This window comes from Rhizobacter sp. P2_H3 (assembly GCF_056403355.1).
Genome location: NZ_JBFUFQ010000038.1, coordinates 25795 through 37564 on the forward strand (window position 1 = coordinate 25795; position 11770 = coordinate 37564).

The 11770-nt window shown below is 66.1% G+C and carries 12 protein-coding genes; 7 read left to right on the top strand and 5 right to left on the bottom strand.

What is annotated here, in order from left to right:
- The first annotated feature begins 37 nt into the window (after nucleotides 1-37).
- From AC1D1T_RS10370 to AC1D1T_RS10385, 4 genes are all read left to right on the top strand, one after another.
- Nucleotides 38-409 carry a type II secretion system protein GspG gene (locus AC1D1T_RS10370; RefSeq protein ID WP_465110540.1) on the top strand — a complete coding sequence of 124 codons (372 nt, stop codon included), beginning with the start codon at nucleotides 38-40 and terminating at the stop codon, nucleotides 407-409.
- An 81-nt stretch (nucleotides 410-490) separates the two neighbouring features.
- Complete coding sequence (locus AC1D1T_RS10375; RefSeq protein WP_477826803.1) at nucleotides 491-886, top strand: VOC family protein; 396 nt, start codon at nucleotides 491-493, stop codon at nucleotides 884-886.
- 50 nt (nucleotides 887-936) lie between these two features.
- A complete protein-coding gene (locus tag AC1D1T_RS10380) occupies nucleotides 937-1701 on the top strand; it encodes a helix-turn-helix transcriptional regulator (protein WP_477826804.1) in 765 nt (254 codons plus the stop codon).
- A 31-nt stretch (nucleotides 1702-1732) separates the two neighbouring features.
- A complete protein-coding gene (locus AC1D1T_RS10385) occupies nucleotides 1733-4051 on the top strand; it encodes a hypothetical protein (protein WP_477991847.1) in 2319 nt (772 codons plus the stop codon).
- Between the two features lie 13 nt (nucleotides 4052-4064).
- On the opposite strand, the gene AC1D1T_RS10390 is transcribed toward AC1D1T_RS10385, so the two are convergent.
- Nucleotides 4065-5189, bottom strand: a complete 1125-nt coding sequence (locus AC1D1T_RS10390) for a hypothetical protein (RefSeq protein ID WP_477827944.1) — start codon at nucleotides 5187-5189, stop codon at nucleotides 4065-4067.
- Between the two features lie 210 nt (nucleotides 5190-5399).
- Between AC1D1T_RS10390 and AC1D1T_RS10395 the strand changes: the two genes are divergently transcribed.
- Together AC1D1T_RS10395 and AC1D1T_RS10400 are read left to right on the top strand one after the other, a co-directional pair.
- On the top strand, nucleotides 5400-6503 hold the full coding sequence (locus AC1D1T_RS10395; protein ID WP_477991848.1) for a helix-turn-helix domain-containing protein: 1104 nt from the start codon (nucleotides 5400-5402) through the stop codon (nucleotides 6501-6503).
- 108 nt (nucleotides 6504-6611) lie between these two features.
- A complete protein-coding gene (locus tag AC1D1T_RS10400) occupies nucleotides 6612-8027 on the top strand; it encodes a hypothetical protein (protein WP_477991849.1) in 1416 nt (471 codons plus the stop codon).
- 6 nt (nucleotides 8028-8033) lie between these two features.
- On the opposite strand, the gene AC1D1T_RS10405 is transcribed toward AC1D1T_RS10400, so the two are convergent.
- Both AC1D1T_RS10405 and AC1D1T_RS10410 read right to left on the bottom strand, forming a co-directional pair.
- Nucleotides 8034-8882 carry a poly(ADP-ribose) polymerase family protein gene (locus tag AC1D1T_RS10405; RefSeq protein ID WP_477826098.1) on the bottom strand — a complete coding sequence of 283 codons (849 nt, stop codon included), beginning with the start codon at nucleotides 8880-8882 and terminating at the stop codon, nucleotides 8034-8036.
- 108 nt (nucleotides 8883-8990) lie between these two features.
- Entirely contained in the window at nucleotides 8991-9392 is a 402-nt protein-coding gene (locus AC1D1T_RS10410; RefSeq protein WP_477826099.1) for a GFA family protein, read from the bottom strand.
- Here AC1D1T_RS10410 and AC1D1T_RS10415 point away from each other — a divergent pair.
- Complete coding sequence (locus tag AC1D1T_RS10415; protein WP_477991850.1) at nucleotides 9382-10431, top strand: hypothetical protein; 1050 nt, start codon at nucleotides 9382-9384, stop codon at nucleotides 10429-10431. The two genes, AC1D1T_RS10410 and AC1D1T_RS10415, sit on opposite strands and share 11 nt — an antisense overlap.
- Nucleotides 10432-10449: 18 nt before the next feature.
- Here the strand turns inward: AC1D1T_RS10415 and AC1D1T_RS10420 are convergent, their stop codons facing one another.
- On the bottom strand, nucleotides 10450-11094 hold the full coding sequence (locus tag AC1D1T_RS10420) for a uracil-DNA glycosylase family protein (protein WP_477826101.1): 645 nt from the start codon (nucleotides 11092-11094) through the stop codon (nucleotides 10450-10452).
- A 14-nt stretch (nucleotides 11095-11108) separates the two neighbouring features.
- Nucleotides 11109-11471 carry an acyl carrier protein gene (gene acpP / locus AC1D1T_RS10425; protein ID WP_477826102.1) on the bottom strand — a complete coding sequence of 121 codons (363 nt, stop codon included), beginning with the start codon at nucleotides 11469-11471 and terminating at the stop codon, nucleotides 11109-11111.
- Nucleotides 11472-11770: the final 299 nt, after the last annotated feature.

An 11770-nucleotide genomic window follows, 5' to 3' on the forward strand; every position in this document is an offset into this window, starting at 1 on the left:
CCACGAGATCCGCTCCTCCAACGCCACATCGACACCCATGCGCCGATCGACACTGACAGCCGCCGTGATTGCGTTCGGCGCCTTGGCCGGTTTGATGCTGGGACCCTTGTCAAGGATCGACCACCGCGGGTACCGTCTGATGGAAGGCCGGATCGACATCGCCAACCTTTCGCAGGCCGTCGAGCTCTACCGGCAGGACAACGGCGACATCCCCACCGAGGCGCAGGGGCTCGCGGTGTTGGTCAGCAGCTCGCGGCCCCTCCTCGACAGATTGCCGAACGACCCCTGGGGGGCGCCGTACCTCTATCGACGAACGGCCTCGAAACCCGGCTTCGAGATCCACTCCGCCGGACGCAACGGGCGCGACAAAGGTGGTGCTGGTGTTCAACGGGATCAGGTTCGTGATTGATCGTTTCCGCACCAAACCTGACTGATTCCGCCCACATCCCACCCTGGTTCGGCTCCTACACTGTGCCCACAAGGAGACGACATGTTCAACCACATCATGGTCGGCAGCAACGACCTCCAGCGCTCGAAGCAGTTCTACGACGCCGTGCTGAGCGTCCTGGGCGCCGGTGAGCCGGCGCCCAACACAGCGGGCTCGGGACACGCCCGGCTCTTCTACCGCCACAACGGCAGCACGTTCGCGATCAGCCAGCCGATCAACGACGAGCCGGCCACGTTTGCGAATGGCGGCACCATCGCGTTCCGGTGCGAATCGCCCGAGCAGGTGCAAACCTTCCACGATGTGGCCGTGGCGCACGGTGGCAGCTCCATCGAGGAGCCACCCGGCTTGCGCGAGGGCACGCTCGGCGCCTATCACCTCGCCTATGTGCGAGACCCCGACGGCAACAAGCTCTGCGCCATCTATCGGGTGAAGCCATAGCTCCGACACGAAGCCTCCACACCCGCCCCGGTGTCGGACTGACCGCGAATGTGGTGCAGCGCAGCGCGCTGCGGTTCAGCAAGGTCGTCGTCGACAGCCCTGCGCTGATCCTCGTGCGGCACGGCACGAAATCGCTTCGATCCGGCGGGCAGCGCTGGACGCTGGAAGACGGCGACGCCATCGCCATCGCCGGTGGGCAATCGTTCGACGTGTCGAACCGGCTCTCGGCGGCCAGGCTCTATGAAGCCCGCTGGCTGGTGTGGGACCGGGCCGTCATCGAGCAGTTCGCACCAACATCGCCGGCAGAGCAGCCGCTGACAGGTGCCAAGGTGCTCAAGCAGGTCAGCGCCGAGTTGGCTGCGGCATTGGAGCGGGCGGTCGCGGCCGTGGCCGACCCCTCAGGTGTTCCCGACGAGGTGGCGCGGCACCGGCTGGCAGAGCTGCTGGTGTGGCTCTCGCTCGCCGGCGTTCGATTCGCGGCGCAGCGCGCGGCGACGATCGCGTCGGAGCTGCGAACGCTCTTCGGCGCCTCCACGGCACAGGCGTGGACGGTGCCGCAAGTGGCCGACCGGTTGTCGATCAGCGAAGCCACGTTGCGCAGGCGCCTGAGCGCCGAAGGCACCCGCTTTGGCGACCTGCTCGCCGACGTGCGGATGTCGCGTGCGATGACCTTGCTGCAGTCCACCGACCAGCCTGTCGCGCACATCGCGCTGACAGTGGGCTACGAATCGGCCTCGCGTTTCGCCATCCGGTTCCGCGAGCGTTTCGGGTTTGCACCGACGGCGATCCGGGGGCATCGCCGCGCCGGTGCGTGAGAAGATCGCGGCATAACGAGGAGGGTTTTTCATGAGCGGAATGTGGCTTCGCGCGGCCATGGTGTGCTGCGCATGGGTGCTGGCGTCTTGCGGCGGGGGTGGGGGCGACGGCGGCGTCACTTCCCAGGTGAATGTCACCAGCGATCGCTCGAGCATCGAGTTCGCCGGCTTCACCGGTACAGCGGCCGCGCAGCAAAACGTGAACTTCACGTTGCTCAACGGCTCGGGCACCTATTACGCCGAGGTCGTTCCCGATCGGCCGGGGGAGTTTGCCTCGACGTTCACGCTCACCGGCAACACGACCGCGCGCGTCACGCTGACCCGGTTCAGCTCCGCAGCAGCGGGCCAGGGCAGCGGCAACTTCGTCTTCCGCCTGTGCACGGACGCGGCCTGCAAGAACGTCGCCTGGTCGCAGACCATGCCCTACAGCTACGCGATATTCGACATCGACGGCAAGGCGCTGGCCCTCGGCGGCGTCGAAGGCGATGCCGCCGCAGCGAAGCCCTTGGCCATCACGCCGGCCGACACCGGCAACCGCCTCGTCGTCTCGAGCAGCACGATCAAGGGCTCGGGATGGCTCTCGGCCACCCGTGTCTCGTCAAGCGGCATCAGCGTGGCGGCCACGGCCGCGTCTCTCGCGCCGGGCAGCTACCAGGGCACGGTGCAGGTGCGATTCGCCGACCTGGGGAATTCTTCGCCGATCCTGGACATTCCGGTGGCCTTCACGGTCGGCTCGGGCTTCAAGGCCCCGGCAGCCGGCCAGCTCGTCATGACCGCCGACACGGCCACGCTCACCGGCACCGCCGACGTGGCCTTCAACACCAGCCAGAGCCACGCCTGGACGGCCAGCAGCGACCAGCCCTGGCTGGTGCTCGACACCCCCGCCGGCGGCGGCGCCGGCACGCTGCAGTACCACGCTGACCTGGCGCGCGTGGGCGAGGTCGCCAACTGGGGCTCGACCACCGCCAACGTGACGATCCACGCGGCGGGCCTGACCGATGCCGTGCTTCCGGTGACGCTGAACAAGCACCTGCCCGAGATCTACACGACCTGGCCCGCCACGATCGTGGCAGGGCAGCCGGCCACCGTGCGCGTGACCGGACGCGGCCTGTCGCAGTTGTCCGGCGTCGGCCGCATCCAGGTGGCAGGCGCTGCCGGCGTCACCGGCACCGTCACCAGCGATCGCGAAGCCGTGCTCGAGATCCCGGCGCTGGCGGCGGGCCGTGCGAAGGTGTCGGTGACCAACGCTGCGGGCTTCGCGGCCTGGAGCGGTGCCATCGGCGTCGCGACGCGGGGTGTGCTGCCGGCGAGCACGGCGGCCAACGCCGGCGAGAAACGCTCGGCGCTGTTCGACCCCACGCGCAATGCGCTGTACGCCATCAACCTCGATCAGAACACCTTGGTGCGATTCCGCTATGCGGGCGGCCAGTGGCAGGTCGACGGGCTGCCGGTGGCGGCCATCGGCGACCTGGCGATGTCACCGGACCGGCAGACGCTGTACGTGGGTTCGGGCACGCGCAACCTGCTCGCCGTCGATGCGGACACGCTGCAGGTGAAGAACACCTACCCGCTGCCGGCGCAGATGGATGGGTCGGTGTCGCCTTCGAAGTACTTCACGCGCGGCATGGCGACCACCAGCGACATGCGCCTGTGGTTCGGCGGCAGCCAGTGGTCGAACATGGGCTACTTCGACATGCTCAGCGGCAGCTACGGGGTGCAGCCGATCCCCGGCTCGAACTTCAGCCTCTACTCGCCGGAGTTCTACGCGCCGGGCGATGGCTCGAAGCTGTTCGTGCTGAACCCGCCGATGCTGTCGCCGAGGTTGCCCAGCTACCTGTACACGACCGCGACCGAGAGCCTGAGCTCCCCGTCGACGCTGCCCAACCCGTACCGCAGCGTCGCCTACGACGCGACCGGCAGCAGGGCCCTCGTCGATGACGAGACGCTCTACGACGGCGTCAACTTCAGCCTGATCGGCACGGCAGTCATCAGCTCGGCCATCGGCACCAATGCCGTCATCTCCCCCGACGGCACGCGGCTGTACCGGCTGGTCACGGCCAACAACAACAGCCTGGTCGTCGACCACATCGACGTGTACGACACCACCCAGGTGCAGCCGGGCACCTCGGCGCTGGTGAAGCTGAGCCAGATCGCCGTGACGACGCAGGCGCTGGATTGCGGAGCGCAGCCGGCCTACGGCTGCGACGTGCGAGGCGCCTTCGTGATCAGCCCGCTGGGCGACACGCTGTTCTGGGTCGGCAACCAGCGGCTCGTGGTGTACCCGATTCCGAGTGCACTGTCGGGGATCCAGTCCGCGTCGCCGCGCTTGCTCAAGGCGGCGAGCCGCTGACTCGCCAGGTCCCTCACACCCAGCTGGCCACTTCCTGGAGCAACAGGCCGATGAACTGACGCTGCTTGCCGATGTTCTCTTCTCGAGCGATTTCCTGGACGTCGTCGGACCACCGCCTCTGGAGCCACTCTCTCGCCCTGCCGGTTTCACGGATCACCAACTGGTAGATCTCGTCTTCGTTCAGCAGCTTCACGTACCGGTCTTCGGGATTGCCGCTGGCCAGCATCTCTCCAATTCGCTGGCCATCCTTCTTGTGGAAGATGGTCGGCGGACCCTCCACCGTGCGCTGTTCTGAGTGTGCGGTGAACTCCTGCACCTGGGTCCGCCTCACCTTGCCCAGCCCTGCCGAGAAAAGCACCAACTCCGGTTCACCGCGCCCGCCGTCCTTCTTGACGAGATAGCCGTCGCTGCCCGGATGCATCGCCTTGACGCCCCTGGCCTCGACGTCGCCGTTCCCGCCGAAGGACTTCAGGCCCTGGTGACTGAGGGTGCCGTCCAGGTGCTCCCAATCCTCGAACTGCTTGACGACCAGAGGAGCCCTGGCCTTGAAGGTGTGCAGGAACTGCTTCGATCCTTCTCCTTCGAACTTGATGGCAGCCGCTTGCAGGCTGAACTCTTCGTCGAAAGAGAACCATGCCGGCGCATTCGGCACCAGCACCACGGTCTCTTCGTCGCCCAGCGTGAAGCGTGCGGCCGTGGTGCCATGAACCAGCACGGTGCCCGCCGGGACGGATGCATCGGCGGCTTTGGGTGCGTGTTCGGACTCGTCCCACAGGTAGCGCTGGCTTGCCAGGTCCCAGACGGCAGTCTTGTCGGTCGTTCCGAGCCGGAACCTCACGACGCCGACTTCGTCGCCCATCGAGCCCTCCACCAGGAACAGCTTCAGGGTGCCGAACACCTCCGGATCGAGGTAGTGATCTTGCTCGCCCTCTTTCACCGGTTTGCGTTGAGCCACCATGGCCGGCCCAAAGATCGCATGCAAGGCCCGGCGCTGCGCCAGCATGCGCGGTGACTGGTTGATGTCGATGTGCGAGGCGGCGCGCTGAACCAGGGCCCCGCTCGGCGCGGACCGGGCAACTGCCTCACCCTCGGCGCGCTGGCGCTGCACGGCTCCGGCATGAACATCACGGGCTTTCATGGCCGCCACGATAGCCATCAAGTCCGCCACCGTACATCAGCCTGGTGCTGATATTGCAGCCTCGTGACACCGAGTGCCGCCCGCCGATGCGCGAACGGGCTCCTTTTGGGCTAAGGTCGCACGCGACACCGCCCCCCGAAATTGGATCCGCGGAGAGTTGAATCGCTGCAGCAGTAAGGCCGATCCGTCTTCGCGAACTGCAGATCGAACATGCCACCTTCGACTCCTCCTCCCGTCGCCAGCGGCCCCACCCACTTCTCCACCGCCGTCTATGGATCGCCACAACAGGCCTTCCAGCGCTTTTGCGAGCTCACGGCCGACATCTGCGACGTGACGATGCTGGGCGATGTAGCCGACTTCCAGGTGGCGACCACCACCTGGCACCTCGCGGGTGCGCTGCTGCTCGAGAACCGATCGAGCACGCTCAAGTACGACAGAACGTCGCTGCACGTCGGACGGGGCATCGACCACTTCCAGGTGGCGATGTACCTTTCCGGGGGTGCCGAGTTCGTGCAGGCGGAACACGTGCTGCACCAGCGCGCAGGGGACGTCAGCATCATCGACATGGCGCAGCCCAATCAGACCCGCGAACGACCGGGCGCGGATGGGTCGGCGAAAGTGCTGACCTGCATGCTTCCGCGGGTGTTGGTAGCGCCTGCGGCATCAAATACGGCCCCACTTCCATCGCTTGCCGTCTTCGGACACGACACACCCTATGGGCGGCTGCTCGGCGACTATCTGCTGGGGCTGCGCAGAGGGGGCTGCGACCTCACTTACGGACAAAGCCAGGCCACGGTTCAAGCACTTGCCCAGCTGGTCCTGGGCAGCAGCGGACACGGCGCGGACGCACAGGCGCCCCTCCACCGAACCAAGCAGGCCTTGCAAAGCCAGGTCAGGCAATTCATCGAACAGAACCTGGGATCGGATTCGCTCGACGTGGAGGGCCTGTGCCGCCGCTTTGCCGTATCGCGGGCCGGCCTCTATCGGCTGTTCGGCACGACGAGCCCGGCGAACTACATCCAGCAGCGCCGCCTGCAGCGCGCGTTTGCGATGCTCATCTCTCCCGCCTTTCGATCGTGGCGAATTCTCGATGTGGCTGTCGAGTGCCAATTCGCCGGTGATGCTGCGTTCATTCGGGCGTTTCGAAGGGAGTTCGGCCTCACGCCGGGCGATGCCCGCGAGCTGTCGGCTTCCGCGGTTTCAGGCGCACCGCCCCGCGGCCATGCGAATGGCCATCCCTGGCCCGATGCAGAGGCCGTCCACTGGATCAAGCAGCTCACCAGCGCGATGCCGCAGCCGGCCTTGAGTGCGTAGTTGAGACGGCCGGCATGTTCCGGTGGAACGCGCGGCATGTGGCCGGCTTCGGATCGGGCGTAACTTGCATTCGCACCGATTCTGGTGCGACAGCCCAGGGAGAACTCCATGACCACCGCGCTTGGCCGGCCATCCGCTTCCATCTTCGATCACTGGCAGCTGCACGTTGCCTACGTCACCACAGACGGCTCGATCCTCGACGACTACTACGACAGGCAGGCGGGCTGGATGAGGCAAGACGTCACCGCCCGCGTCAAGGGAACGCCTACAACGGCCCGCGAGCTCACCACGATCGCGACCGACAACCAGTGGCACGCGATCTACCGCACCGCGAGCAACGGCCTGTCCCACTTGTATTACCGAGAGAACGAAGGCTGGATCTACGAAGACCTGACCGGGCTTGCCAAGGCGCGGGCGACGATCGGTGCCGCTTCGTTGGTCGTCACGCCGGGTCAATTGCATGCCTTCTATCGCGACGATCGCAACCACGTCTCGCACGTCTACTTCCGCAAGGGTGAATGGGTGTGGGAAGACATGCAGGCCGTCGTGCCGGGAAACCTGCCTGACGCTGACGGAGACCCGGCGGCCATCCACGCCTATGAGCAACTCCACGTGGCCTACCGCGCAGGCGACGGCCAGCTGGGCCACTTCTATCACGACAACAAGAAAGGCTGGGTGCGGCAGGACATGATGACCCCGGAGAATCGGGCGCCGCGGGCCAAGGGCGTGCCGGTCTTTCTGGCGTACCACAATCGTCTCGAGTGCTTCTATCGAGACAGCGCCGATCACATCGCGCGCCTCTATTTCGCCAAGGGCGGCTGGCGATACGAAGACCTGACGGTGGCCAGCGGATGCCCCGTGGCAGCCGCCGGGGATCCCACGGCCATCGATCACAGGGGCCCGCACATCGTCTTCCGAGACGCCGGAGGGCATCTTGCCGACGTGTCGATGCCGCAGGACGACACCTGGGTCTACCGCGACCTGACGCGCGAGAGTTCTGCACCGAAAGCCGTGAGCGATCCGGGTGTCGTCGCCCACGAGGGGCACTGGCACGCCGTCTTCGTCGCGGAAGACGGCCATGTCCACGATGTGTACTTCGACGGCACCTGGCACACCCAGGATCTGGATGCGCTGGCGAAGAACCCCGTCCCCATCGGAAAGGTGGCCGTGCGCAACAAGGGCGCGTACCTCGTGACGGTGCGCTTCGACTACCTTCGCAGCGATGGCCGCCAGCGCATATCGTCAGCGACCACCRGCACTCCGTTCCCTGTCGGCGAGACCAACATCAGCGACCCCGGTGACCATGGGGTTCCCGAGGGCGCGGAGCTGTGGGTAGAGATCCAGGCGACCCTGGGGGATTCCGCGCAAGGACATCAGCACTTCATCTATCAGAGGGGAGTTGCGCAAGTGGCTCGCTACCACTGCAGTGGCACGACGAAGGATGTCAAGCTCTCGTTCGATGGCGTTCGTCCTGGCACCGCCGAAGCTGCCGTGGACGCGACAGATTCCGAGCTTCAGGCCTGAGGCTCGTCACGGCGCCTCGTGCGGCGGCCACTTGGCGCGGCCCTGGTTCAGCTGGGCCGCGGCGTCCCCGTCCGCACCGAGCGACGGGATCGCGGCCAGCTTGCCGTAGACCTGCGGCGAGAACACGGCCTCGAGGTCGCCGACGTCGGCTTGCACGTTCAACGGCTGGCCCGTGGTGAGCTTCTTGTCGTCATGCGGGTCACCCGCTGACGGGTGCAGGCCCCAGGCGACATCGCGGCCCGGGCGCATCGCCGACATGCCTTGCGCGTAGACGCGCGTCACGCGCTCGATGCCTGCGTCGCCCGTGTTCCGCTCCGGCTCGAAGGTTCTCGGATGGACCTCGCCCGTCTGCGTCGACGCCTCGGCCCACTCGTCGGCATAGCCGCGCCGGTGCGCCGCGTAGAAGCCGCTGCCCTTGGCGGTACCGCTGTTCGATCCGATGCGCGACGGATCCAGGCCGGTGCCGATGATGGACTGGCCGGCCGCATGGTGGGTGCCGTGGTAGCCGACGAACTCGTAGCCGGCCTGCGTGAGTGACTGATGCGCCGTCGTGACGGCTGCAGCATCCGGGTGCTCGCTGAGCAGCCCGTCGCGCGTGCCGTTCAGCCAGGGCTCGTTGAGCTCGGGCCGCGCACGCGCCGATGCATTCGGCAGCGGCGACCGGGGCGCCATGTCGCCGAGCCGCAGGGCGGTGCCCGGCGGCGGGCGGTTGGTGAGGGTTTCCAGCTGGCCCAGGCTCTGCGAGCGGCCGCTCGGGCCGCGCGGGCGCTGCGTGGGGGCCGTGTTGTCCGACGGACTGGTGGAGCGGGGTGAGCCGATGGTGGGCGAGGGCGATCGATTGAGGCGATCCAGCATGGTCGCGTGCTCCTGCTGCGGTGAGGTCGATCGATTCTGGGGCGCCGATGGTGGCCGGCGGGGTGGCCAGCCGAAGCTGTGAACGGCCTGACGATGCACGGCCTGCAGTCATTCCTCCTCTCGCCGGGGAAGCGCTGCGATGTCCATGGCCCACGGCAGTGCCGAGCGGCACCAGATCTGCTTGCTCGGCACGAGCTGCCGGCGTTGATCGATGCAGCCGACTCTCAGCCCGTAGGTGTCGGGGGTCGCGAGGTCGTAGGTGAACAGCGGGGAGCCGCATTCGGGGCAGAACGACTGGGCGCGCTCGGCGCCGCTGTCGGCCGTCTTGATGTAGACCTTCGGCGTGCCGTGCTCGAGCACGAAGTTTTCGCGCCGCGTGCCGACAGAGACCCGGTAGGCGGTGCCCGTCAGCTTCTGACAATCGGTGCAATGGCAGATGGTGACGCGGGCCGGATCGATTTCCGCGCTGTACCGGATGGCGCCACAGTGACAGGAGCCGGTGATCTTCATGACTCGGCTCGGGGCAATCCGGGTGCCGGGGGCCTGCGATGACAAGGCCGGGAGCCGCTGCCTGAACAGCGCCGAGACCGGCGCACACCACATGAGAAGATCGCGGCACAACGAGGAGGGGGATTTTCATGACAGGAATGTGGTTTCGCTCGGCCATGGAGTGCTGCGACGGCGATCGCAGGTGCCGATGAAATTCTTGGCGGTACCTCCCTTCGGTCGAACCTTTTCGGCTGCCCTGCTGCTCCTGCCGGGCATGGCTCTGGCGATGGGGGGCGAGGGCATCGCGGCCGACCTCCTTCGATCCGTCGCGATCGTCCTGGTTTGGCTGATCGCCTGCATTGCCTCATTTTTCGGGAAGCGACGCCGCTTTGGCGGCGTTTGGTTCGCTGCCTGGGCCGTTCGCCTCAGCGTGCCACTGCTCATTCTTTGGGGAATCCATGTCGATCCGCTGATCGAGAAAGCCAAGGACAAGGAACGCGAGCTGGCGACAAGCGCTGCCATTGATTCGTTTCAAGCCGCGTGCAAAGCCCATGCACCCCAACCTCAGATCGTCCAGGTAGCCAACACGGGCTCGCCGAAGATGATCTTCATTGATGAGGTCGACCTGTTCGGCCCCGAGATCACCTATCGGTTTGTCGGCTGCCTGCTGAGGAGTTCTCCTGCTTGCCAGGGTCTGAAGGTGGAGGCCGTGGAGTGGGCATTGCATCACTCCAGCGGATTTCGCCCCTGCGAGGCAGGACCTGACCCCCAGCGCCCGGGCCAATGCCTTCCCGAATTCCATCGCACCACGCTCGACGCCGGGCGGGCCCAGGTCGCATCGATCGACAAGCCGATGTCCGAGTACCGCATTCGGGTGCGACAAGAGGCACCCGCCGTCAAGGAGGACCAGGTGCGCAGATTCCAAGTCACCTTGGAATCGATGGACACGAAGCAGGTTCTGGCTCGCAGTGAACTGCTGATGAGCTGGGTTTCACCTCCGTGCCAGGACGTCGTCGCCGAGGTATCGAGCATGCTGACTCACAGCTTTTCAGGCCGGTGAACGGCTGACGCGCCTGTACTACCTCAACATCAACAGCCGCTGCTTGAACAGCTGTGGGAATCGCGCGCGCCATTTCGCATTGGCCGGAGATGGGTGGGGCATCGGGTGCAGGCGCACGGTGTGCGCCAGCCCGGGCAACGGCACGTCGATGCTCCGCTCGTACTTGATGTCGCCCTGGTCCCAGAAGGCGTTGAGCTTCTGCAGGGTCTCGCCGGGCTGGCCGATCCCGAACCAGAAGAACGCCTCGGTCCCGAACGTCACGACATCGCGGCCGCCCCACTGGTCGTGCATGAACTGCAGCAGCAAGGGCTGGCACGCGACCCGCACCGCCTGGCTCCAGGGCTTGTTGCCCTTGGGCTTGAACGGCACGGTGCTCATCCAGAAGAAGCGCTCGCCGATCTCCAGCCTGCTTTGCTCGCTGGGCTGGAGTGACGGTGCGTAGAACTCCAGCAAGCCATTGCGCAGACGCTGCCCGGACTCGCCGATGAAGGGGAGGCCGCACTTCGCTTCCTTTTCGCCGGGATCCCTGCCGACGAAGCAGATGGCGGCGCCGCGCGGGCCGCGGGGAAGCACCGGGCGAAGTTCCGGCCCGTGCGCGTCGGTGTCCAGCTGTGCGTGGCCGCGCACGATGCTTTGCAACTCGCGGACGATCCCTTCAGTCATTCCGCGCCTTTCCGTCAAGCCTTCTGCTTCTGGGCCGTGAGCTGCTGAAGATGCGCGACGACCGTGCCGACCGTCGTGAGGCCGGAACAGTCGCTGCCGCTCATCTCCACGCCGAACTCGTCTTCGATGGCCATGATGAGCTCGACCAGGTCCAGCGAATCGGCCCTCAAGTCGGCGAAGAATCGGGATTGCAGCTGGATCTGCTGGAGCGGGATGCCCATGTGCTCGGACACGATGCGGCAGACGCTGTCTTCGATGGAGCCGGTGGGCTTGGGTGGATTGGGCTCGGCAGGGGGATCGGCGGCCATGCTCGGTGTGGGCACGGCGGTGGTGGCGAATGTGGCGAGGGCGAGGGAGACGATGTGGGGGCGGGTCATGGGGCTGCTGATGGAGACATTGCACTTGGAGAATTGCTGCAGCCGAGCACAGTCTCCGCAGTGATGTCATCCGCCACATTGCGGATGAAGCTGGCAATCATCGAATTGCATTGGGCGTGAGAATTGTCCGGGACTGCGCCCCTCACTCTGGATTACCCCGGGGGGTCTTTCTGGCAACCTCGCCTATGGTCAATGCGTTGACATCAACGCTCATCCATGGAATGGCTGAACAACTGGTACCGGCCTCCTCCTGCTTGGCTTGGAGCTTCAGTTGCACACAACTCGGGAAGGCTTGCGAT